Source organism: Rhodococcus sp. OS5, assembly GCF_056837585.1.
Map to the genome: position 1 here is coordinate 6,194,236 of NZ_CM166368.1, position 21,995 is coordinate 6,216,230.

The 21,995-nt window shown below is 62.9% G+C and carries 22 protein-coding genes; 15 read left to right on the forward strand and 7 right to left on the reverse strand.

All coding sequences use genetic code 11. The annotated features are described in order from the left end of the window. Window positions 1-132: 132 nt before the first annotated feature. Complete coding sequence (locus tag ACVZUB_RS29040) at window positions 133-552, reverse strand: DUF5318 family protein (RefSeq protein ID WP_042448217.1); 420 nt, start codon at window positions 550-552, stop codon at window positions 133-135. 128 nt (window positions 553-680) lie between these two features. On the opposite strand from ACVZUB_RS29040, the gene ACVZUB_RS29045 reads away from it, so the two are divergent. The 6 genes from ACVZUB_RS29045 (at window position 681) to ACVZUB_RS29070 (ending at window position 6,110) form a co-directional block, all read left to right on the forward strand. Further along, entirely contained in the window at window positions 681-1,520 is an 840-nt protein-coding gene (locus ACVZUB_RS29045; protein WP_007735521.1) for a DUF1707 SHOCT-like domain-containing protein, read from the forward strand. Window positions 1,521-1,529: 9 nt separating this feature from the next. Next, window positions 1,530-2,351, forward strand: coding sequence for a DUF1707 SHOCT-like domain-containing protein (locus ACVZUB_RS29050; RefSeq protein WP_063315405.1), 822 nt, complete (start codon window positions 1,530-1,532; stop codon window positions 2,349-2,351). Window positions 2,352-2,360: 9 nt separating this feature from the next. After that, the gene (locus ACVZUB_RS29055) at window positions 2,361-3,131 is read left to right on the forward strand and encodes a DUF1707 SHOCT-like domain-containing protein (protein WP_054827438.1); all 771 of its coding nucleotides are present in this window, start codon (window positions 2,361-2,363) and stop codon (window positions 3,129-3,131) included. 116 nt (window positions 3,132-3,247) lie between these two features. Beyond that, window positions 3,248-3,811 carry a PadR family transcriptional regulator gene (locus tag ACVZUB_RS29060; RefSeq protein WP_003946014.1) on the forward strand — a complete coding sequence of 188 codons (564 nt, stop codon included), beginning with the start codon at window positions 3,248-3,250 and terminating at the stop codon, window positions 3,809-3,811. Next, the gene (locus tag ACVZUB_RS29065; protein WP_003945979.1) at window positions 3,804-4,907 is read left to right on the forward strand and encodes an inositol-3-phosphate synthase; all 1,104 of its coding nucleotides are present in this window, start codon (window positions 3,804-3,806) and stop codon (window positions 4,905-4,907) included. Before ACVZUB_RS29060 ends, ACVZUB_RS29065 begins: the two co-directional genes overlap by 8 nt. A gap of 144 nt (window positions 4,908-5,051) precedes the next feature. After that, window positions 5,052-6,110, forward strand: coding sequence for an isopenicillin N synthase family dioxygenase (locus ACVZUB_RS29070; protein WP_223304565.1), 1,059 nt, complete (start codon window positions 5,052-5,054; stop codon window positions 6,108-6,110). A 7-nt stretch (window positions 6,111-6,117) separates the two neighbouring features. Here ACVZUB_RS29070 and ACVZUB_RS29075 read toward each other — a convergent pair whose 3' ends face one another. After that, window positions 6,118-8,235, reverse strand: a complete 2,118-nt coding sequence (locus ACVZUB_RS29075; RefSeq protein ID WP_063315404.1) for an oxidoreductase — start codon at window positions 8,233-8,235, stop codon at window positions 6,118-6,120. A gap of 59 nt (window positions 8,236-8,294) precedes the next feature. Beyond that, entirely contained in the window at window positions 8,295-9,680 is a 1,386-nt protein-coding gene (pdxR, locus tag ACVZUB_RS29080) for a MocR-like pyridoxine biosynthesis transcription factor PdxR (protein WP_063315403.1), read from the reverse strand. A gap of 97 nt (window positions 9,681-9,777) precedes the next feature. On the opposite strand from pdxR, the gene ACVZUB_RS29085 reads away from it, so the two are divergent. Then, on the forward strand, window positions 9,778-10,485 hold the full coding sequence (locus ACVZUB_RS29085; RefSeq protein ID WP_482628013.1) for a pyridoxamine 5'-phosphate oxidase family protein: 708 nt from the start codon (window positions 9,778-9,780) through the stop codon (window positions 10,483-10,485). Window positions 10,486-10,550: 65 nt separating this feature from the next. On the opposite strand, the gene ACVZUB_RS29090 is transcribed toward ACVZUB_RS29085, so the two are convergent. From ACVZUB_RS29090 to ACVZUB_RS29105, 4 genes are all read right to left on the reverse strand, one after another. Further along, window positions 10,551-11,789 carry an HNH endonuclease signature motif containing protein gene (locus ACVZUB_RS29090; RefSeq protein ID WP_482628014.1) on the reverse strand — a complete coding sequence of 413 codons (1,239 nt, stop codon included), beginning with the start codon at window positions 11,787-11,789 and terminating at the stop codon, window positions 10,551-10,553. A 59-nt stretch (window positions 11,790-11,848) separates the two neighbouring features. Beyond that, entirely contained in the window at window positions 11,849-12,664 is an 816-nt protein-coding gene (locus tag ACVZUB_RS29095) for a slipin family protein (protein WP_003946040.1), read from the reverse strand. Then, window positions 12,661-13,131, reverse strand: a complete 471-nt coding sequence (locus ACVZUB_RS29100; RefSeq protein WP_007735511.1) for an NfeD family protein — start codon at window positions 13,129-13,131, stop codon at window positions 12,661-12,663. The genes ACVZUB_RS29095 and ACVZUB_RS29100 overlap by 4 nt, the downstream gene beginning before the upstream one ends. A gap of 118 nt (window positions 13,132-13,249) precedes the next feature. Then, on the reverse strand, window positions 13,250-13,999 hold the full coding sequence (locus tag ACVZUB_RS29105) for an IclR family transcriptional regulator (RefSeq protein ID WP_042448211.1): 750 nt from the start codon (window positions 13,997-13,999) through the stop codon (window positions 13,250-13,252). Between the two features lie 247 nt (window positions 14,000-14,246). Between ACVZUB_RS29105 and ACVZUB_RS29110 the strand changes: the two genes are divergently transcribed. Genes ACVZUB_RS29110 through ACVZUB_RS29145 form a run of 8 tightly spaced genes read left to right on the forward strand, consistent with a single transcriptional unit; the run spans window position 14,247 to window position 21,968 of the window. Next, a complete protein-coding gene (locus ACVZUB_RS29110) occupies window positions 14,247-15,299 on the forward strand; it encodes an NrtA/SsuA/CpmA family ABC transporter substrate-binding protein (RefSeq protein ID WP_050656908.1) in 1,053 nt (350 codons plus the stop codon). Window positions 15,300-15,303: 4 nt separating this feature from the next. Next, the gene (locus ACVZUB_RS29115) at window positions 15,304-16,161 is read left to right on the forward strand and encodes an ABC transporter permease (protein WP_003946011.1); all 858 of its coding nucleotides are present in this window, start codon (window positions 15,304-15,306) and stop codon (window positions 16,159-16,161) included. Then, complete coding sequence (locus ACVZUB_RS29120) at window positions 16,158-17,000, forward strand: ABC transporter ATP-binding protein (protein WP_030537943.1); 843 nt, start codon at window positions 16,158-16,160, stop codon at window positions 16,998-17,000. Before ACVZUB_RS29115 ends, ACVZUB_RS29120 begins: the two co-directional genes overlap by 4 nt. After that, window positions 16,984-18,024, forward strand: a complete 1,041-nt coding sequence (locus tag ACVZUB_RS29125) for an ABC transporter substrate-binding protein (protein ID WP_007735503.1) — start codon at window positions 16,984-16,986, stop codon at window positions 18,022-18,024. Before ACVZUB_RS29120 ends, ACVZUB_RS29125 begins: the two co-directional genes overlap by 17 nt. After that, complete coding sequence (locus ACVZUB_RS29130; RefSeq protein ID WP_482628015.1) at window positions 18,021-19,130, forward strand: LLM class flavin-dependent oxidoreductase; 1,110 nt, start codon at window positions 18,021-18,023, stop codon at window positions 19,128-19,130. The genes ACVZUB_RS29125 and ACVZUB_RS29130 overlap by 4 nt, the downstream gene beginning before the upstream one ends. Further along, a complete protein-coding gene (locus ACVZUB_RS29135) occupies window positions 19,127-20,281 on the forward strand; it encodes an LLM class flavin-dependent oxidoreductase (RefSeq protein WP_007735501.1) in 1,155 nt (384 codons plus the stop codon). The genes ACVZUB_RS29130 and ACVZUB_RS29135 overlap by 4 nt, the downstream gene beginning before the upstream one ends. Next, the gene (locus tag ACVZUB_RS29140; protein ID WP_482628016.1) at window positions 20,278-20,985 is read left to right on the forward strand and encodes a class II aldolase/adducin family protein; all 708 of its coding nucleotides are present in this window, start codon (window positions 20,278-20,280) and stop codon (window positions 20,983-20,985) included. Before ACVZUB_RS29135 ends, ACVZUB_RS29140 begins: the two co-directional genes overlap by 4 nt. 41 nt (window positions 20,986-21,026) lie before the next feature. Then, a complete protein-coding gene (locus ACVZUB_RS29145; RefSeq protein ID WP_003946000.1) occupies window positions 21,027-21,968 on the forward strand; it encodes an ABC transporter substrate-binding protein in 942 nt (313 codons plus the stop codon). Window positions 21,969-21,995 lie beyond the last annotated feature (27 nt).

The window sequence follows — 21,995 nt, forward strand, 5'->3', positions numbered from 1 at the left end:
GGACCGACGGGACGGCCACCCGGGTTGTTGCCGCCCGGGTTGTTGTTGCTGGGGGAACTCACGAATCAAATCTCCAGTGGTCACGGACCGATCACGTGCAGACTTCGATCGGGCCCTTCTTCGGGTGTGGCGTTACTCGCTGGCGGTGCGCCGGCTTGGTGGGCGTGCTCGCCGCGGTCGCGGCGGCGCAGGTACTGCGCCGAGCACATAGGACTGCACCAAGTGGTTCCAACTGCAGGTACGGCACACCTCTACAACGTGCACCGTGAACTCCTCTGCTGTTTCCGCAAGCCGAGCGAGCTCGTCCGAGGTTCGGGCCGATCCCGAAACCTGACCGAGCTTGTCGCCGAACACCCAGGACACGAGCGTCAACTGTTCCTTGCGGCAAATGGGGCAGACGACGTCGCTGCCCCGGCCGTGGAACTTCGCGGCTCTGAGTAGGTACGGATCGGCGTCACACACCTGCTTGACGTCGGTCCGACCCGCAGACACTTCGGCCAGCACAGACCGACGCGCGAGCGCGTAGTCCACAACTTGCCGCTGTATCCGCACCTGACCAGCGTACGTGCGTCCGTGCCGCGACGGACGGTTCGGGAGGGTCACGATGAACACATTTCGGGGGCTGGGGGCATGGCGACCAGCCATTACGATCACTTCCTGTGAAGTCTTCTCGTTCTCCGATGACGCGTGCTCGTGATCTTGATCGCGTCGAAACGTGCAATGTGTTGGACGCCGCGTACGCCGAAGGGCAGTTGAGCGCGGAGGACTACTTCGACCGGACCGAGAAGGCGAAGTCCGCGAAGACCCTGCTCGCACTCGCACGCCTGGTCAACGATCTGCAGGTGCCGAAGATCGAGACCAAAACGGTGCCTCGGACGTCGACGGCACGAAAGGCCGTGTTCGTCGGTGCTGCTGCTCTGATCGTCGTCGGCGCGATCGCAGCAGTGGCGTGGAGTCGGTCACCGTTGACGCCCTCGGAAGACATCACAGCCAGTTATGCCAGCACTACTTCCCTCGCTCCGCCGTTGCCGACCACCACCCCGGTGCCGGAGCCGACCGTCGAACCGATCCTGATCGCACACATCGACACGTTGACGCCGGAAGGAATCGGCGCATTCATCGAGAGGTATCGAGAAGAGTTCGGTGACATGTTCGTAGACGACGCCAGCTTCCACGGCGACTACTCCTCAGTGAGCCGGGCGGTCCCCGATGCTCCCGCTCTCACCGAGTCCATCAGTTTTCGCGACGGCTTCGAGAGGGAAGTGACGTCCATTCCGCGGCGAACGGGCCAGCCGACCTTCGACCTCGGTTCCATCCAGATCGACAAGCTCGCGCCGTACATGGTGAACATAGGCGACTATGTCAACGTTTCGGACGCCGCGATCACCCACTTGATCGTGGACGCGAACTACGGCGTCCCGGAGATCGCGATCTATGCAGAGAACGGACTCGGCCACCAAGGACGCATCGAGGTCACGCCGTGGGGCGAGATCTCTCGTTCCTACCCGTACGGGAGCTAGGGTGAGCCGGTGAGTGGGTCCCCGACTACTACCTCTACGCGCACCCGCGCGCGCGACGTCGACCGTTCCGACACCTGCGCCGTTCTCGACTCCGCCCTGTCCGACGGACAGATCACGGTCGACGAGCATGCGAACCGAACGGCATCGGCCATGACCGCGACCACGCTCGGACAGCTCGATCTGCTGGTCCGCGATCTGCAGAAAGCAACGCTGCGCAACGCCGTCGCCAAAGTTCGCCGTATCGACAAGATCTGGTACCTCGCAGCCGCATCGACTATCTTCGCCGGCCTGATCGGGTACCTCACCTTGTCCGCCGACCCTTCACCCCCACCGCCTCCACCGGCGGCAGCCGAAAACGTCGAACCGCTTGCCCCCATTGTGAGTTCGACGTTGAACACGGTCACCGCAAGCGGGATCGGGGAATTCATCACCAGATACAGCGCCAAGTACGGCACGACGATAATCGATTCCGCCAACTTCTACGACGGCTATGCAAGCGTCACTCGCGCCGCCGCTGTCTCGCCGAACCTGGAGGAAGACATCGACTTTCGAGGCGGTTTCACACCACGCGACAGCACGTCGACTCGAGCAGCCAGCACCGTCACCTTCGACCTCGCTGCCGTCGACATCGACAAACTCGCCGGATATCTGGCAGGAGTGTCCGCAAATCTCAACGTCCCCGACGCCGAGATCACACACATCAGCATGAGTTCGTCGAGCGACGATCCACGCGTCTCCATCTACGCCAGCAACAACCTCGGCGCGAGCGGCTCAATGGATTTGACCCCGGATGGCCGCCCGATCCGCTTGTCTCCCTTCACTCCTCGATAGGCCCCGGACATGCCGAACGATCTGACCAGGACCACCCGCGCTCGCAATGCCGATCGCGAGGCTACCTGCGCAGTGCTGGACTCCGCCTTCGCCGACGGACAACTCACGGCGACCGAGCACGACGAATTGACCGAACTCGCCGCGGTGGCAGTCACTCTCGGCGATCTCGAAGATTTGACGTCCGATCTGCAGACCGAGGCGTCCCTACCCATTCTTCGGAAAGAACCTTCGCTGGACACGCGTTGGATCGCCGTTGTGATCATCGCGCTGTCACTGGTCTCGGCTGTCGGTTTCGGAATCAAATACGCCGCGTCCGACGTCACGATCTTCTCGAGCCCCGAGCCACAGTTACACACCGTCGACGGCCTGGGGGCGATGTTCCATGCCATCGAAACGGAGTACGGCAGCGGACTGGTCGACGAGATGACCATCTATCCCACTTATGCACGCGTAACGCGCGCCGATCCCGCCGCGCCGCGCAAGAGCCTGGACAGCTACTACCGAGGCGACCTCGAGGACACGACTTCAGGAGGATCACGCGAACCCGACGTGACACAGATCGACGTCAGACAGCTCGATCCTCGCATCGTGATCGCCCTTCTCGACGGCGCCGGAACAACGACGTCGGTGCAAAATCCGACCACTCGGTACGTCTCTGTCGACAGCACCGAAAATGTTCCGACCATCCAGATTCACGTCGGCAACGACCTCGACGAGAGCGGGTACCTGACCGCTGCCCTCGATGGCGAAATCATGTCGATCTACCCGTTCACCCCCTGATCTAGCCGTGACACCTTGGTGCACGTATCGGGCCGCAGTGTGGTTTTATATATCGGCGCGATATAGTTGGTTATCGCATCAAGCGGTTAGGTTCAACGACTCGGGAGGTTTGTCAGTTGCTCGAACTCGCAATCCTCGGGCTGCTCCTCGAGTCACCGATGCACGGATACGAGCTGCGTAAGCGGCTCACTGGTCTGCTCGGCGCATTCCGCGCGTTCTCGTACGGATCGCTGTACCCGGCACTGCGGCGCATGCAAGCCGACGGATTGATCTCAGAAGACGTCGACACTGCCACCGGCACGCTCAAGCGTCGGGCGCGTCGCGTCTACCAGCTCACTCCGGAAGGTCGGCAACGGTTCACCGAACTGGTCGCCGACACCGGGCCGCAGAACTACACCGACGACGGTTTCGGCGTTCACCTCGCCTTCTTCAGCCGCACCCCCGCAGAAGCGCGGATGCGGATCCTCGAAGGCAGGCGACGCCAGGTCGAGGAGCGCCGTGAGGGGCTCCGCGAGGCCGTCGGTCGGGCCAGCGGATCGCTGGACCGCTATACCCGTCAGCTCCATCAGCTCGGACTCGAATCGAGTGAACGCGAAGTGCGTTGGCTCAACGAATTGATCGCAGCCGAGCAATCGACAACAGGAACATCCCGGAAAGAAGGAGAACCCGACCATGGGTGAGAACAGCACCGCGGTGCGCGTAGCCATTGTGGGCGTGGGTAACTGCGCCTCGTCCCTGGTTCAGGGCGTCCACTACTACAAGGATGCCGACGAGACCCAGACGGTCCCCGGCCTCATGCACGTCAAGTTCGGTAAGTACCACGTCCGCGACGTGCAGTTCGTCGCTGCGTTCGACGTCGACGCCAAGAAGGTCGGCTTCGACCTCTCCGAGGCGATCCTCGCGAGCGAGAACAACACCATCAAGATCGCCGACGTCCCGCCCCTGGACGTTCCCGTTCAGCGTGGCCCGACCCTCGACGGCATCGGCAAGTACTACGCCGAGACCATCGAGCTGTCCGACGCCGAGCCCGTCGACGTCGTCAAGGCACTCAAGGACGCTCAGGTCGACGTCCTCGTCTCCTACCTGCCCGTCGGTTCCGACGACGCTGACAAGTTCTACGCACAGTGCGCGATCGACGCAGGCGTTGCATTCGTCAACGCTCTGCCCGTCTTCATCGCTTCCGACCCGGAGTGGGCTGCCAAGTTCAAGGACGCCGGCGTCCCGATCGTCGGTGACGACATCAAGAGCCAGGTCGGCGCCACCATCACCCACCGCGTGATGGCGAAGCTGTTCGAAGACCGCGGCGTCGTGCTGGACCGCACCTACCAGCTCAACGTCGGTGGAAACATGGACTTCAAGAACATGCTCGAGCGTGATCGCCTGGAGTCGAAGAAGGTTTCCAAGACCCAGGCTGTGACGTCCAACCTGACCGGCGCACTTGCCGGCAAGGTTCACGACCGCAACGTCCACATCGGTCCCTCGGACTACGTGGAGTGGCTCGACGACCGCAAGTGGGCATACGTCCGCCTCGAAGGCCGCGCCTTCGGTGACGCTCCCCTGAACCTGGAGTACAAGCTCGAGGTCTGGGATTCGCCCAACTCTGCCGGCATCATCATCGACGCCGTCCGCGCAGCCAAGATCGCCAAGGACCGCGGCATCGGTGGACCGGTTTACCCGGCTTCCGCTTACCTGATGAAGTCCCCGCCGGTCCAGATGGCCGACGACAAGGCTCGCATCGAGCTCGAAGCCTTCATCATCGGAGCCGACGAGGCCTGATTTAGGTTCACGCTGATTCGGGGTCTTGCGCCAACGGCGCAAGGCCCCGATTCTGTTATCCGCAGGGTGTTTCCGCATCCGCGCGGGTAATCACGCCTGCGGCTGCCGAATTGCCGTGCGGGTCCGGGTGCCGCTCAGCGTGGAATGATGGACATCAGAACCATCACACGGATCGAGGACCCCATGTCGATTACGTCGCTGCCAGTGCTCGATCTGTCGCTTGCGCAGAACCCCGACACCGCCGAGCAGTTCCGCACTCAGCTGCGCGAGGCCACCCACGAGGTCGGATTCTTCTACCTGGTCGGCCACGGAATTCCCGACGAACTGCAGCGACGCCTCCTCGACGTCGCCCGCGAGTTCTTCGCGCTACCGACTGCCGAGAAGCTCGCGATCGAGAACGTCCGCAGCCCGCACTTCCGTGGGTACACCAGGCTCGGCGGCGAACTGACCGAAGGCAAGCAGGACTGGCGCGAGCAGATCGACATCGGGGCCGAACAGCCCGCGGCCGAGCGCACCGACACCTCACCGGCCTGGGAGATCCTGCAGGGCCCCAACCAGTGGCCCGACGCCCTTCCCGAACTTCGCGACGTCATCACCGAGTGGAACGACACGCTCACCTCGATCGCATTGAGCCTCTTACGCGAATGGGCGGTAGCCCTGGGCCAGGATGCGAACATCTTCGACGACGCGTTCGCTCACGATCCGTCGATCCTCATCAAGGTGGTGCGTTACCCGGGCCGCCCGAAAGGTGCCGGCTCCCAGGGCGTCGGCGGACACAAGGACGCGGGTGTGCTGACTCTGCTCTATGTCGAACCGGGCAAGGGCGGTCTGCAGGTCGAGCACGACGGCGACTGGATCGACGCGCCGCCGATCGACGGGGCGCTGGTGGTCAACATCGGCGAACTGCTCGAGGTCGCTACCGGCGGATACTTGAAAGCGACTGTGCACCGGGTAGTTTCACCCGAGGGCGACGGCGAACGTATCTCGGTGCCGTTCTTCTTCAACCCGAACTACGCAGCGCAGATCCCGGAGTTCGACCTACCGCCCGAGCTGGCGGCGCGCGCCACCGGCGTCACCGTGGACGCGAACAACCCGATACACGATTCCTACGGGGCGAATGCCCTCAAGAGTCGACTACGTGCGCACCCCGATGTCGCGGCCCGCTGGTGGCCGGACATCGTTGCGGCACAAAGCGCTACCTGATGCTGAACTACAGATCCATCGCGACTTTCCACGCCGTGTGCATCGCGCCCTCGATGTAGTCGACGTTCACCGCGTCACCGACCACATGTACGTCGGACACGACACCGATCAGAGAATCGGCCAGTGGCGCCTGCGCCGACACTCCCGACGCGACGACAACCATGTCGGCTGGAGCGGTCCGTGTCTTGTCACCGGAACGGAATTCGACGTGCTCCTTGGTGATTCGCTGCACCGTTGAATTGCGGTGAATGTCCACACCGACATGCTTGGCGTGGCGCACCGCCGTCCAGCGGCGCGGCATCGCCATCGGAATACCCAACTGCTGGCCTTCTTCGATCAGCGTCACATTGCGACCTCGCTCGGCCAGGAACTCCGCAAGCTCGAGTCCGACAAGCGAACCACCGATCACGACAACGTCTTTACCCATGGGCAGGAACTTGCGGGTCACAGCTCGGATCGCCGCGGGGCTCTTGGTGATACCGGACAGCTTGCCCAACTTGGCCATCGTCCGCAGGAACGGCGGTACCTGTGAGACGTCTCCAGCTCCGGTCATCAACGCGCGCAACGAATCACCGGTGTGCACGTGCGGCAAGTCGCCGCCCGGAACACTAGGCCGCTCACGGACTGCACCGGTGGCCACGACTACGGCGTCGGGGTTCAGTGCCCGGATCGAAGCAACCGAGGCTTCGGTCTTCAGTCGAACATCGACACCGAGACGCTCGATTTCCACTTTCAACCAGCTGAGCAGACGCCCGTTGTCCGGGGTAGTGAGGCTCGAGAACCACAGGGTGCCACCGAGGCGATCGGACTTGTCCAACACCGTGACTCGGTGCCCACGTTCAGCGGCCACGCGGGCCGTCTCGAGACCACCGGGGCCCGCTCCGACCACAACAACGTGTTTCGGAGTGCTGGTCCGAACGAAGGGGAGAAGCGCTTCGTTGCCGAGCGCGGGATTGACAGCGCACAGCGGCGTCTCGTCCCAGAAGTTCTCCTGCACGCAGACGTAGCAATTGATGCAAGGCCGAACCCGCTCGGGTGCACCGTCTTTGAGTTTGTTCACCAACTGTGGATCGGCCAGGAGCTGACGGCCCATTGCGGCGAAGTCCGTGCGACCTTCCGCGATCATCTTCTCGCCAACCTCGGGGAGCATACGTCCGACCGTGATCACGGGGATCGATATCGCCTGCTTGATTCGCGTTGCATTGTCCGTGTAATAGCCGACCTTGTCGGGCAGGGGGCCGTCGGTGAAGTTGGCAAAAGCATTCAGCGCGGTACCGGTGACGTGAATGGCGTCAGCGCCGGCCTCTTCGAACATCTTGGCAGCCGCAGCAGCCTCGTCGACGGTCAGCCCGTCGGTTTCGCCGTACTCTTGACCGGCCAGACGCACGATGACGGCGAGCGCACCGCCGACCTCCTCCTTGACCGCTCGAATGACCTCACAAGCCAGGCGAGCACGGTTCTCCATGGAACCTCCGTACTCATCGCTGCGCTGATTCGTGTATCGACTCAGGAACGCTCCGAGGACGTAGTTGTGGGCACAGTGAATCTCGACGGCGTCGCCGCCCGCCGCCTTCACCCGTCCGGCAGCCTCGGCGAACATGCGAACCAGCCAATCAAGATCTTCCTTGGTTGCCTCGTGGTACGTAGCCCTCTTGCCCTCGTTGATGGCAGCCATCTTGCCCAGTTCTTCTGGCGTGCAATCGGCCATCGCGCTCATGTCACCCGGCGGCTTCGGCGTGGACGGGACCAACTGCGGTCGGCCGTCGAGGGTATCGATGCGCGCCACCTTGCCGTGGTGTGTCATCTGCACACAGAGCTTGCTGCCTGCGTCGTGGACTGCGTCGGCCAACGCCTTGAGACCGGGGATGAACCGGTCTTCCGAAAGCCCCGGTTCCTTGCGGCTGGTGCAGCCCAGCGGATACGCAACAGCGCAGCAACCGGTGATGATCAGACCCGTTCCACCAGCTGCACGCGCCACGAAGTGGTCGATGTCACCCTTTTCGATTTCCCCGTCTTCACACAGGTTCATGTCCATCGCAGGGAGAACCACGCGATTGGGCACGGTCATCGGGCCGATGGTGCCTGGTGCGAGCAGGTGCGGAAAGGTCTGGCTTCGGATCGTCACGAGCAGACGCTAGAACTGGACCACGCCCATCCGTTGCCGCACTCCCGATCAACGAGACTTCACGCGCTGTGACGTGCGAGGCACTCGGCTATCACCTCGAGCGCATATTCGAGGTCCGCGGATTCCACTCGCCCGTAGCCGATGACCAATCCGCCGGGGTCTCCGTGCGTTCGGGTGGACTCGACCAGGGTGGGCACTTCGACGCCGTATTCAAGTGCCTCGCGAGCGACGGTGGCTGCCAGATCCGCGTCGAGCATGAGCGTCGTGTGCATGCCGGCGCCGAGACCCCGCAGTTCACCGAACGATGACAGCGCTTCCTCGACCGCCCGATCACGCTCCCGGTACCTGCGCCGGGCGGTACGCACCGCTCGATCCCATTCGCCGTCACGGAGCAGGGACAGGAGTGCTTGCTGCAGCGGAACCGACGGGAAGTCGCCGATTCGCTGGCGGTGTACTGCTATGCGGTCGACCAGGTCGAGGGGAGCTACCAACCAGCCCAATCGAATTCCGGCGCCGAGCGTCTTTGCAACTGTTCCGAGATACACCACCCGATCAGGAGCCAACTGGGCAAGCGCAGGCAAAGGCGCTACGTCGTAACGGAATTCGGAGTCGTAGTCGTCCTCGAACAGGACGACGTCGCGGACGCGGGCGAACTCGATCAACTGGTTGCGCCGACCTACCGGAAGCAGCCCACCCGTCGGATACTGATGGGACGGTGTCACATACACGCCACGGACGCTCTCCGACGCAGTTTCGAGTTGGTCGACACAGAGACCATGAGCGTCGACGGGCACGTCGAGCAGCGACCATCCACAGGCTGTAGCGGCCGAGGACGCATACCGGTATCCGGGATCTTCCATCGCCAGAACAGCACCACGGGTACGCAGAGCCGACAGGGCGAGGCCGAGACCATGCGTGGCACCTGAGGTGATCAGGATTCTCTCGGGTTCAACCGACATTCCGCGGGCTCTTGCCAGTAATTCCGATAGTGCCGAACGCAATTCGTAGTCACCCGCAGGATCGGGATCCTCGAAAGGTGGCGGTTTGGACCCGACGTCACGCCACGCCCGCCGCCACGCTGCCGATGCACGCGGTGGCGTCCACGGCACGCCCGGCCGGAGCTGCACCCTGGGTGACATCTTGTCGGCGGCCTTCTTCGGTGTAGTCGTGGGAGTGACCATGGGGGAGGGCGCCTCGGCAACGAAGGTGCCTGAGCCGTGCACAGCGACAAGCCAACCCTCGGCGATCAACTGCTCATACGCCCGTTCCACGACGCCCCGCGCCACCTCGAGCTCCGCCGCCAGCTTCCGGGAACTGGGTAACCTCAGACCCACTGCCGCCTTACCACTGCGGATATCAGCTCTGAGGTGGTCGGCAATCTGGACCGGGAGCGCCCGCCGATCTGTCCGATCGAGGACCACGGCTACCGCCGAAGGCAGAAACATTCAGAACCCTCCCGGAAGTGGCAAATCGAAGTGGCCTATCGAAGTCTCCACTGATTGGACCATGACTTGAAGCCACTTTGCCACCAGCATTGTCTGCATGACAGATTCCGTTGTCTTTGCTGCCCCTGCTCCTGCCCCCACTGCACCTGTTCCGCTGTCCCCAACAGCACGTACGGCGCACAAGCGCGCCCGCCACCACGGCGTCGCAGAACGCGCGGCACTCGTCGACGTCTTGCAGTCCGCGAAGCTGTGCCACATGGGTGTGACCGTCGGCGGAGTTCCCATGGTGTTTCCCACCGCCTACGGGTTCGACCTCGACGGCCCCGACCGCGGCGGATCTATTTATGTTCACGGTTCAGTCGCTTCACGGAGCTTGGCTCCCGACAGCGAAATCTGCATCACCATCACGATCCTCGACGGGCTCGTGTTGGCTCGGTCGGGCTTCCACCACTCGATGAACTACCGCAGCGGCGTCATCATCGGATCACCTCGAGTCGTGACCGACGGCGACGAACGCGTGAAGGCTTTGAATCTGATCGTCGACCAGGTGGTTCCCGGACGTTCCCAACACTTGCGGGATCACACGCGCAAGGAAATGGTGGCAACCATCGTTCTTGCGCTGCCGTTGTACGAGGCTTCCGTCAAGGCTCGCACCGGCGGCCCCGGTGACGATGCCGCCGACATCGGTATCGAAACCGTTTGGGCTGGAGTAGTTCCCGCAGCTACGCACTTCGGTGAACCGATCCCGTCCGAGGATCTCGACTCCGGTGTCGCGCTGCCGGACCATATCTCGACGATGCTCTGACCGCACACGCCGTACACACCGGGGCATGGCTAAGCCCCGGTGTGTACGTATTCAGTTGCGCCCGTTCAGGCTGCTGTGGGTGGGCTGTTCCCGCCGATCGGCTGTTGATACGGATCAACCGACATCGGTGGATAGAACACGGTTTCTCCGTCGGGTCCGATCTCCACCCTCCATTCGGTGTGATGCAGCGTCCGATGATGATGACCACACAACAAGACCAGATTATCGAGATCCGTTGGGCCACCATCACCCCAGTGAACAATATGACGAGCATCGCACCACCCCGACGGAGTCCCGCACCCCGGAAACGCACACCCACCATCACGAACCGCAAGAGCCCGCCGCTGCGGAACCGTCGCCGTTCGCGCTTCCTTACCGCAGTCGAGCGGAACACCATTCTCATCCAACAAAATTCGCGTCACGGTGCAGTCGCACGCCAACATCCGGGCGGTATCGATACTGATCGGGCCCACCCAATCCGTCCACGCGAACCCCAACTCCTCAGTGGACGGCAGGAGGTCTTTCAGAACTTTAAGGTCCGTCATATCTTTTGCCGACGCGGTCACCGTGATGTGCGGTTTCACCCCGCCCTCGATCGGACCCAACCCCGCCCGCTCGTACCGCCGCAACAACTCGCAGAACCCGTCCGCCCGCCGCAGCGCCGGCGTACGCGTGTCCTTGACACCGTCCTTCTCCGGCGTCGGCGCCGACAGACTCGACAACAACGTGATCAGACGCGCCCCGTTCACAGCATCCAAGTCACCCTTCACCGACACCCGCCCGTACAAACCTTTCGAGGCGTAGAACTCGTTACGCTCCGAATCCTCGCCGACCGGAACACCGTCCTCACGCTTGCCGTACTGCTTCTCGATCCGCCGGATCGCCGCCCGCACCGCATCACAATCGGCAATGTTCTTCGACGCCAACCCGAGCAAGATCCCGCGAGCCTTGTCCACGTCCGCCGGCGTCATGTTCTTCGGCGGATGCTGACAAAACGACGCAACCTGCCGCGCCTTCAACGCATCCACATCACCACGGTGAAACGCATCCGCGACAACAGGTTCGAGCATCAACAACCGCGCCAACCCGACCAGCAGACTGCACTCGCCGATCCCCAGATTCGTCGAACCATGCAACCACTGCGCGATCGCCCGAAAACCCTTCCCGCCGAGAACCTCACGGGAAAACATCTCCACGATCAGCAACACCATCCGCGACTGCAATTCGTGCCGGGCGCGCACCAGATCCAGGACCTCACTCTTGAGGTCCTCGCTATCCAGTTGCCATGCATTCCGACTGTCCATGCCGAAAGTTTAATCGAACATAGTTTCGAATACAAGAGTTGGAGAGACGAAACTAGATGCTAATCAACAACTTTCGCATTCCAGGCGAAACGGGCAGGTTCTTGGGTCGCGGGAGTTGCCGCAACTCCGCCACCGATAAAGGGCCGGACAAGATCCAGCGGCAAGGGGAAGACAACGGTGGAGTTGTTCTCGCTACCGATCTCGTGAAGTGTCTGCAGATATCGCAACTGCAGGGTGGTCGGATTGCGGCTGATCACCTCGGCCGCCTCGGCGAGCTTGGCCGATGCCTGAAACTCCGCGTCGGCGTTGATGATCTTGGCTCGCCGCTCGCGTTCGGCCTCTGCTTGCCTGGCGATGGCGCGCTGCATGTTGGCCGGAATCTCGACGTCCTTGATCTCGACGGTCGTGACCTTGACTCCCCACGGCTCGGTCTGCTGATCGATTACCTTCTGCAAGTCCTCGTTGAGGCGTTCACGTTCGGAGAGCAGCGAGTCCAACTCAGCTTTACCGAGAATGGAGCGCAGTGTGGTCTGGGCGATCTGTGAGGTGGCGGCCAGAAAATCCTCGACTTCGACTATCGAACGGTCAGCGTCGACGACCCGAAAGTACGTGACGGCGGTGACCTTCACAGGAACATTGTCGCGGGTAATCACTTCTTGGACCGGTATTTTCAGCGTGACGGTTCGCAGACTGACCCGCTCCATACGATCGATCGCCGGCACCAGAATCACCAGACCAGGACCCTTCAAGGTGATCAGTCGACCGAGGCGGAACACCACCGCGCGCTCGTACTCGCGCAGAACTCTCACCGACATGCCCACAAGGACTGCAATCAGCACGACAAACACGGACAACACGACAAGCACGGTGGTCATAGCGGCAGCTCCCACGGTTCACGACGGCGCACTTTCAGAGTCAGGCCTCGAACCTGCTCTACGACGACGGATTCGCCCACGGCAGGCACAGAATCGTCGTACCCGAATTCCATTCGAGCACGCCATAATCCGCCGTCGAGCTCGACCTGACCCTGCGCACCGGTCCAACTGCGAACGGTCGCGTCCGAGCCGACAAGAGATTCCGTCCCCGTACGCACGGGAGCGCGGCGCGCGGTAAGCGCTTTTCGACTCGCTACCGCCACCACGCCCAGGCCGACTACCGCGACCCCCGCCGTCACCGGAATCGCGATCAATTGCCCGATACCGTCGGACGTGAAGAGCATCCACACGCCGGCACCGATCATGAGTGCTCCAAGCGCACCGAGCACCCCCGCGGTTGGGGCATGCGCCTCGACCACGATCAACAGGACGCCCAGCAACAGGGCAACGACACCGATCGTCGTCATCACTCGTCTCCACGCTCGCGAGGACGCGGTCACGTCGCGTAGCCATTGTGCGATCGCGCCCTCGACTTCAACGGTAATCACGTTCGGCCGGATCTGCCACAAGCGCTTTCACATCACGTCAGAGAAGGACCTCACCGATCTGTCGTGCAGTCACCTTGGCAAGGTCGGCGAGAAACGGAATCCGTTCGTCGATCATCAGCTCGACCGGACCACGAAGCCCGAGAGCGTAACGCACAGTGCCGGATCCATCGATGATCGGAATTCCGATCGTTCGGAAATCCGGGGTCAACTCTTCGTCGTTGAATCCGTATCCTCGCTCACGAGTCAGTTCCAGTTCCCGGCGGATACCGGCGACATCGGTGATCGCACGCTGAGTGGTCGCTTCACGTGGCAGCGCAGCCAGCTCGGAATCGTCGACATCGGACCAAGCCAGAAAGGCTTTCCCCAGTGCGCTCGCATGCAAGGGAAGGCGGACACCCTGCAGCACGTGCCCGTCGGCCTCGCGCCACCGACTGAATCCGAGCAACACCACCTCACTTCCGCTTCGCACTGCCAGGGAAGCGGATGCTCCTGTCGTCGCGGCCAATTGCTCCAAAAAGGGCTCGGACAGATAGATCCGATGCTGCCGGTAGGAGACCTGTCCGTAAGCCGCCAGCGCCGCGCCGATGCGATACCGACTGGTTGCGTCGTCCTTCTCGAGAAATCCCGCGTCGACGAGCGACTGCAGCAATCGATGCGTGGTGCTGACCGCAAGCTCTTGTCGCCGCGCAACTTCCGAGACTCCCAGTTCTTCGCCACTGCGAAAACATGTGAGCATGGTCAGGGCACGGGTTACCGTCTGAACTCCCGCGCCGCGTGCGTCCGTCACGAACGATCCTTTCGCTGTGGCCTGATCGACCTGAGAATCGGACGCTAACACGGACCCAGCAGTCCGGCCATCCTTTCCATCAGATGGAAAGGAACCGAACGTGGACCTGCAAAAGCCCAGATGAACAGACTTCCGATGTTGTCAAGATTTCCAATCTCCAGAAAACAAACGGGGGTAAAACGGACAGGCACCCAATAGCGTCATCGTCGTCAGTTCTGACGATTCAACGCCTGAAGGAGCCACATACATGTCCCGCTTCCGCCGACTGCCACGAGCTGCCGCTGCGCTCGCCATGATCCCGCTGGCCGGGTTGGCGGTGGCGTGTGGGTCTTCCGATTCCGACAGCGCCGCAGGCAATTCCAGCGCAGACTTCACGCTCAAGGTCTTCGATCCCGGAAACTCCGGTGCCATCGCCGTCGGCAAGCGTGACGGAACCTACGACGAGGCTCTGGCACCGCTGGGCGCAAAGATCGAATGGGTCAAGACCACACCGGGATTCAGCTCCAACCTCAAACTCTTCAACAGCGGTGAACTCGACATCCAAACCGGCGCATACAGTCCCGTCGTCGGCGCACTGTCCAAGGACGTGGGTGTCCGCATCTTCGCCACGTCCGACCCGTACAACAAGGACCAGGCCGGCATCATCGCCACTCCGGAGTCCGGCATCAAGACCGTCGCAGATCTGGCCGGCAAGCGCATTGCCGTCAACCCTGCAGGCAAGGGCGAGTACATCACGCTCAAGGCCCTGACGCAGGCCGGAGTGCCGATCGATTCCGTCGAACGTGTTCCGCTGCAACAGGCTGACGCGGCGTCGGCGTTCTCCACCGGGCAGGTCGACGCGTGGGCATCGTTCCTGATTCCGTATCAGGAGGCCAAGGCCAAGGGCGCGGTCGAGATCGCAACCGAGGCGAGCATCGACTCCGTGGACAGCACCATCATCGCCGGCCGCACCGTAGTACTCGAAGAGCATCCCGAAGTGGTCCAGAAGTTCCTCGAGGTCACCCAGGAACTCACCGCGAAGCAGCAGGCCGACCCGGCAGCATTCGAGAACGTCTTCGAACAGACCGGTCCGCGCGCACTCTCCGGACAGCGACTCGACGACGCGATCACCCTGGGCGGCCAGATCACCAACTTCCGCTACCCGACTGCAGCCGACGCTACCGACCTCGAATCGATCTCCACGTTGTTCGCCGACAACAAGGTGATCCAGCAGCCGATCAAGGGCAGTGACGTGATCTTCGACCTCCAGGGTGCTGTGGCAGGTTCGGCAGCGGCAGCGCCCACCACCGAGGGGAAGTGACCCGATGGTGACGCTGACCCGGCCCGCACGAACTGCGTCGCCGTCAGTGGAGCATCCGCAACTCGAAACGCCCCGCTACCGCCGCAATCGCAGCAGGCCCAAGTGGGTCTCGATCCCACTCCGCTTCCTCGTGCCCGCGCTGCTGGTTGCCGGATGGTGGATCGGATCCGCTACCGGACTGATCCGCGAAGAGATCCTGGCCGGACCTCCGGCGGTGTGGACGGCATTCGCCGAGCTCTACCAGTCGGGTCAGTTGGTCGACTTCGGTCTCGCGTCGCTTCAACGTGCTGCACTCGGTGTTTCGGTCGGTGTGATCGTCGGATTGGTGCTCGGGGTTCTGTCCGGTCTCTCCTCGCTCGGCGAAGAACTGATCGACTCGACCATGCAGATCAACCGCGCGGTTCCGTTCCTCGCGCTCGTTCCGTTGTTCATCGCCTGGTTCGGTATCGACGAAACCTTCAAGGTAGTCCTGATCGCTGTCGCGACCGTCGCCCCCATGTACGCGTACACCTACCTGGGAGTGCGCGGAGTCGATCGCAAGATGGTGGAAGCGGCACAAGGTTTCGGCTTGACGGGTTGGCGACTGGTGTTCGGAGCGATTCTTCCGACCGCCCTCCCCGGTGTTCTGATGGGGCTTCGAATCTGCCTGTCGCTCAGCATCACCGGATTGATCGCCGCCGAGCAGGTCGGCACACGTGAGGGCATCGGATATCTGGTCACCCTGGCGCAGGAATACAACCGCACCGACTACATGGTTCTGTGCATCGTCATGTACGCGGCACTGGGACTCATCTTCGACGCAATCGTCAGACTGATCGAGCGGTACTCCATGCCGTGGCGGAGATTGTCGGTGGCGCGATGACAAATACAACCATCGGCTCGCTGCCATCCACCGAAGCACCTCTGCCGCCGTTGGCAGCCCGTGAGCGGACCGGCACCACCGCGGCCGAGCGACGTGCCGGATCACCGGTAGCGGTCTCGCTCACCGGAGTGCGTAAGTCGTTCGGTGACAAGACTGTTCTGGGCGGTATCGACCTCGAGATCACGCGCGGCGAGTTCGTCGTTCTCCTCGGCCCCAGCGGCACCGGCAAGACAACCCTGCTGCGAGTGCTTTCCGGTTTGGAAGCACCGGACAGCGGTGATGTGCTGGTCCCACGCGACCGCACGGTCGTCTACCAGGAACCGCGATTGATTCCGTCGAAGCGAGTTCTGGCCAATGTCACAGTCGGACAGAAACGGTCACGTCAGGTGACCGACAATGCACGCAACGCACTCGCCGAGGTCAACCTCGCGGACAAGCACCGCGCCTGGCCGGCCACCCTCTCCGGCGGCGAGGCCCAACGCGTCGCATTGGCGCGCGCTCTCGTCCGTGAACCTGAACTGCTGCTACTCGACGAACCGTTCGCAGCCCTCGACGCTCTGACACGGCTCCAAATGCAAGACCTGGTAGGCGATCTGGTCGCCCGCCACCGTCCGGCAGTACTGCTCGTCACGCACGACGTCGACGAAGCCGTACGACTTGCCGACCGTGTGCTCATCCTCGACAAGGGCGGGTTTGCCGTGGACGTCGACATCGACCTGCCACGCCCCCGCGATCGGAACGATCCCGAATCTCTGCGCTACCGAGCGAGTTTCCTGAAGGAACTCGGCGTCGGTCGCACCTTCCCCGACGGACAGGACAGTCATGACATTGATCGCTGATTCCGCAATCGACACACTCTGGTACACCCGCTGCCCCGTTCCCACCGCCAGCGGCCTCGCCAACAGTCTCGGTTGGCTCGACCGGACGGCAAACGAATCCGGAGTGCGTTTCGGCGTACTGCAAGATGCCGGACCGGAATTGGCAGTGCGCCATTTCGATCACCACCTCTCCGGACTCATTCGCGAAGGCGGCAACGTCCCCGCACTGGCTGCGCGTGCCAGTGGTTCTCCGACGAGGCTCATCGGGCTCACCTGGATCGACGAGGCCCAGGCAATCCTGGTGCGCGGAGACTCCGACATCCGAGAAGCCGGTCTTCTGGCAGGCGCTCGGATCGGCATCCCGGCCTGGGCGGCAGATCAGGCCAGGAGCTTCCCCCGTGCCATGGCCCTGCACGGCTTCGCCTCCGCACTTCGACTCGGCGAGTTGAGTTTTGCCGACGTCACTCTCGTCGAGGTTGCGACGACGGCAGCCCCCGAGGTCCGCACCGCCTCGTCCACCCGCAACACGACGTGGGGCGTCGAATCCCTGCTACGCGGCGACGTCGACGCCATCTACGTCAAGGGTGCCCGCGCCCAGGAAGTTGCCCGCGAACATGGCCTCGCCGTTGCCGTCGATCTCGATTCCACTGCATCGCTACGTGATCGCGTCAACAACGGCACCCCACGACCGATCACAGTTCACGCCGACCTACTCGAACAACGCCCGGACATCGTCGTGGGTTTCCTCGCCGAGAGCCTGAGAGCGGCGGACTGGGCCGCAGCCAACATCGACGAGGTCCGAGCCGTTCTGCAGACCGAAACACAGTCGGGGCCCGAAGGTGTGGTGGCAGCGTACGGCGAGAACTTCCACACCGGACTGCATTTGAGCCTGTCTGACGAGCGTGTGGACCTGCTCGGGGTGCAGAAACAATTCCTGTATGCGCACGGCTTCCTTGCCGCCGACTTCGACCTGCAGTCCTGGGTGGCGCACGAACCACTGGAACAGGCACGCAACCTCGTTGCGCAGAAGGGCACAGCAGAATGACGGACGTCTACTGGGAGCTACCGTCTCGCGGTGACGGACGCCGGGCGGTGGCCGCACTGAACAGTCGCGGCGGCTTCGGGCCGCAGCGACCGACTACCGTCGCGACCGATGTTCGTCCCGGAAACTTCGGGCCCTTCGACGAATTGGCACAGATCGTTCTCGCAGCCGAACTATCGGGCGTCGACGGCGTTGTCGCACCGTACGATCCGAATGGCGAAGAATCCTGGATCGTTGCTGCCGCCGCCCTACGTCAGACGCGTCATTCGCGAGTGGTCGTGGAGTTTCACCCCACTTTCGGCACCCCCGTCTACGCCGCCAAAATGTCGGCGACACTTCAGCGCCTGTCGGCAGGTCGTCTCGAATGGCGAGTGAAGGTAGAGACGGACCCCGAAGACGCCGCTGCTCGCGGCGACGTGGTTCGAGGAGCCGACCGCTACGCGCGCGCCGCGGAGTTCCTGACCGTCGCCCGTGGCGTATGGAACGAGGAGCAGATTCTCCCTGGCGGATTCGGCGGCACGGGTTACGACTTCGACGGCGAGTACTACGACGTACTCGGCGGCGGATTCCGAGGCATCTTGTCGGGACTCCGCTTTCCCCGAGTGCATCTGACCGGGGACTCACCGGAAGCTCTGGAACTCTCGGCCCACCATGCCGATGTCCATCAGTTCACCCTTGCCGGCGGCGAGTTGTCGACACGGATCACCACCCTCGACGACCGAGCATCCGAACTCGGCAGGACCGTCGAGAAGGTCCTGCGCATCCCGATCATCGCGAGGGAAACAGCGGACGAAGCCTGGGCTCGTGTCGAACGGCAACTGAGAGAAGCCGATTCCGCTGCACTCGAGATCGATCGGGGCGGCATCCTGTGGTCCGGATTCGACCGCATCGGCTACGAGCACAGTATCGGCCTCGTCGGAAGCTACGAGGAGGTGGCGCAGCGATTGTCGTCGTATCGCGATATCGGTGTGGACGGTTTCGTCTTGTCCGGTCGGCCACACATCGAAGAGCTGTACCGGGCGGGCGAGCATCTCCTGCACCTGGTCGATCCCGAGGGTCGGATTCGCAAGGAAGAGAAGGCCACCACAGAAGAGAAGGCCACCGCATGAGCATCGATTTCTATTGGCGGATCGGGATGGAAGGCGACCACGCGTCGCTGCGTACTCCGCGTCGCTACAACCGCGGCGATGCCGGTGGATACGGGCCGGGCAACATCGCTCCCGCGATCCGGGGCGGCGAGTTGGACGGATACAGCTACATCGACCACATGGCCGCGGTGGCAAAGGCTTCCGAGTCCGCAGGGTTCCTCGGTGGACTGCTGCCGTCTTTCCCGATGACCGAGGATCCGTGGGCGACCGCAGCAGCGTTGGCCGCCGAGACCACCACCTACCGTTTCATGGTTGCGTTCCAACCGGGGTTCCTTCACCCGGTACAGGCAGCGCGGATGTCGGCCAGTCTGCAGCGAGCAACCGGCGGACGTCTGGTTTACAACATCATCAGTGGTGGAGGCGGAGCGCCTCAGCTGTGGTGGGGCGACAAAGTCGACCACGACGATCGCTACACCAGGACGTCCGAGTTCCTCGATGTCCTCAAGGGTGTGTGGGACGGCGAACCTTTCGACTTCGACGGTCGCTTCTTCCAAACCCACGGCGCCGCACTGCCAACCGGACTGGCCGGCCAACCGTTTCCCGAGGTGTACTTCTCCGGATCTTCGGCCGCAGCCGTCGCCGCCGCCGGACTGCACTCCGATTACTACCTTTCCTGGCTGGAGCCGTACGCCGATCTCAGAGCCAAGATCGACGGAGTGCGGGAGAACTCGGCCAAACTGGGACGCACGCCGAAATTCGCCGTACGCATCGACGTCGTAGCCCGGCACACCGAAGAAGCCGCGTGGGCCGAGATCGAGAAAGGCTGGGCCTTCGTCGACAAGGGGGCCGCCGACCGTGCAGCCCAGGGTGACTCGGTGGGCGCCGCCCGCATCAAAGGCTGGGTACCCGAACACATCACCGGCTACCGAGATCTGGAAGTGCAACCCAACGTGTGGTGCGGCTTCAGCCTCATCCGCGGCGGACCGGCGTTCGGACTGGTCGGCAGTTACGAGCAGGTCGCCGAAAGACTCGACGAGCTGCGCGAACTGGGCGTCGACGCCTTCATCCTCGCCGGTAACCCGCACCTCGAAGAGGCATACCGCGTCGGCGAAGAAGTTCTTCCCCTCCTGCAGCGCACCCCGATCACACCTTCTGGACTGGAGACTCGATGACCACCACCGAAACTCGACTCGACACCGATACCGCAGCATTCGTCGAAGAAGCTCGCAAAGCAGCAGACAGAGCATTCGACGTCTTCCGCAAGACCGGAACCGTTGCAGCCAACGGGACCGTCAACTTCGTCGAACGAGTACCCGGCACCGAAATCGCGGTCGCCCTGAACGATCCGGGACCGTGGGCGAACGATCCGTCGGTGTCACCGGTTGTCGCCACCTTCGATGGAGAGGTGCTGTCCGGCAACGGATCGGCCGGATTTGTCACCGGCTACGCATCGGTCTTCCGTCAGCATCCGGAAATCACCAGCGTTGTCCACATCCACACACCGTGGCTCGGCGGTTGGGCACAGACACATCGGACGCTACCCATCCGCTATGCGGCTTCGCAGAGGCTGACGCTCTCCCGAGAGATTCCGCCGCACATCGATCGGTCCCGTTCTGCAGGCGATTTCATTCTCGAGCGTCTCGAACACGATCCCGATCTGGTGGCGATCTTCGAAGCCAACGGCGGGGTCAACGTCATCGGCCGCAGCGGGTTGCTCGACCTCGCGAAGTTCGTCGTCCTCCTCGAGGAGGGCGCACAGTTCCAGGCGATCGCCGAATCCCTCGGCGGTTCGGTTGAATTCGATCCATCCAACCTCGTCGTGCAGTGGGGCCGTAGCGGACTCGCCGACGAGGCGCGTCGACGCGGCCTCATCTAGCCACCCCCATCACTGATTCAGAACAGGAAACCGTAGATCTCATGACCGTTCGCGTCGGATACTTCCCACACAACAATTCGCTGTTCGTACTGCGCCACACCGGAATCCTCGAACGCCGTCTCCCCGATGTCGAGTGGGTGGACCTGCGTGAGCTTCCCGCCAAGCCTGCAGTGAACCCGGAAAACGCCTTGCCGACCCTGCACTCGGACTGGCTGTTCGAGGAGGGCGGATACGACGTGATCGGAACCGGATTCACGCCGCCCGTCACCGGATTGGCTCAGGGCCGCGATCTCGTCTACATCGGAATCTCCGGCCCACGTGTGGAGAACGGGCGCCTGGTAGTCAAGGCGGAGTCCGAGATCAACACGGTTGAGGACCTGCGCGGCAAGCGCGTCGGCATCGCGCACGGATCGTGGCAGACCACACTTTTGTTGTTCGCCTTGGATCAGGCGGGGCTGACCTGGTCCGACATCGTCCCCGTCGACACCGACGTACGCGGTGGTGGAGCGGACCTCGTCGACGGCACCATCGATGCCTGGGTTGGCGCGTACCCGGGGCTGACGGACATCGAAGCGAACCACGAACTGCGCACGCTGATCGCCACCGACGGACTCTTCAGCCACCCCTCACTGTGGTTCACCCGGCGCGATTTCGCGGATACCAACCCGGAGGCCCTCCAGGCGATCATCGAGGCCCTGCAGGAATCCGACGCCTGGATCGAAGCCAACCCCCGCGAAGCCGCCCAGGTCTTCGTCGACGACGTCGAGAAGCGTGGCGGGTCCGCGAGCCTCGATGCCTGGGAAGCTGCACTGCGCGGACGTCCTTTCGGTGTCAACCCTGTCACCGACGAGTTCCTGGACGAGCAGCAGCGCGCGGCCGATCTCCTGCTGAGCAACGGACTATTGCCGAAGGCGGTCACCGTCCGCGAAGCAGTCGTGCCGTGGATCAGCGAGTTCGTCGGTTCGGATCGTTCGTCGATCTGAGGACCCACTCCTGACAGATCCGCTTCA

Excerpts from the sequence above, each read along its gene's own strand:
- ACVZUB_RS29045 (WP_007735521.1), top strand. The coding sequence starts at position 681 with ATGACGCGTGCTCGTGATCTTGATCGCGTCGAAACGTGCAATGTGTTG.
- ACVZUB_RS29055 (WP_054827438.1), top strand. The coding sequence starts at position 2,361 with ATGCCGAACGATCTGACCAGGACCACCCGCGCTCGCAATGCCGATCGC.
- ACVZUB_RS29065 (WP_003945979.1), top strand. The coding sequence starts at position 3,804 with ATGGGTGAGAACAGCACCGCGGTGCGCGTAGCCATTGTGGGCGTGGGT.
- ACVZUB_RS29070 (WP_223304565.1), top strand. The coding sequence starts at position 5,052 with ATGATGGACATCAGAACCATCACACGGATCGAGGACCCCATGTCGATT.
- pdxR (WP_063315403.1), bottom strand. The coding sequence starts at position 9,680 with ATGTTTCTGCCTTCGGCGGTAGCCGTGGTCCTCGATCGGACAGATCGG.
- ACVZUB_RS29085 (WP_482628013.1), top strand. The coding sequence starts at position 9,778 with ATGACAGATTCCGTTGTCTTTGCTGCCCCTGCTCCTGCCCCCACTGCA.
- ACVZUB_RS29090 (WP_482628014.1), bottom strand. The coding sequence starts at position 11,789 with ATGGACAGTCGGAATGCATGGCAACTGGATAGCGAGGACCTCAAGAGT.
- ACVZUB_RS29095 (WP_003946040.1), bottom strand. The coding sequence starts at position 12,664 with ATGACCACCGTGCTTGTCGTGTTGTCCGTGTTTGTCGTGCTGATTGCA.
- ACVZUB_RS29100 (WP_007735511.1), bottom strand. The coding sequence starts at position 13,131 with ATGACGACGATCGGTGTCGTTGCCCTGTTGCTGGGCGTCCTGTTGATC.
- ACVZUB_RS29110 (WP_050656908.1), top strand. The coding sequence starts at position 14,247 with ATGTCCCGCTTCCGCCGACTGCCACGAGCTGCCGCTGCGCTCGCCATG.
- ACVZUB_RS29115 (WP_003946011.1), top strand. The coding sequence starts at position 15,304 with ATGGTGACGCTGACCCGGCCCGCACGAACTGCGTCGCCGTCAGTGGAG.
- ACVZUB_RS29120 (WP_030537943.1), top strand. The coding sequence starts at position 16,158 with ATGACAAATACAACCATCGGCTCGCTGCCATCCACCGAAGCACCTCTG.
- ACVZUB_RS29125 (WP_007735503.1), top strand. The coding sequence starts at position 16,984 with ATGACATTGATCGCTGATTCCGCAATCGACACACTCTGGTACACCCGC.
- ACVZUB_RS29130 (WP_482628015.1), top strand. The coding sequence starts at position 18,021 with ATGACGGACGTCTACTGGGAGCTACCGTCTCGCGGTGACGGACGCCGG.
- ACVZUB_RS29135 (WP_007735501.1), top strand. The coding sequence starts at position 19,127 with ATGAGCATCGATTTCTATTGGCGGATCGGGATGGAAGGCGACCACGCG.
- ACVZUB_RS29140 (WP_482628016.1), top strand. The coding sequence starts at position 20,278 with ATGACCACCACCGAAACTCGACTCGACACCGATACCGCAGCATTCGTC.
- ACVZUB_RS29145 (WP_003946000.1), top strand. The coding sequence starts at position 21,027 with ATGACCGTTCGCGTCGGATACTTCCCACACAACAATTCGCTGTTCGTA.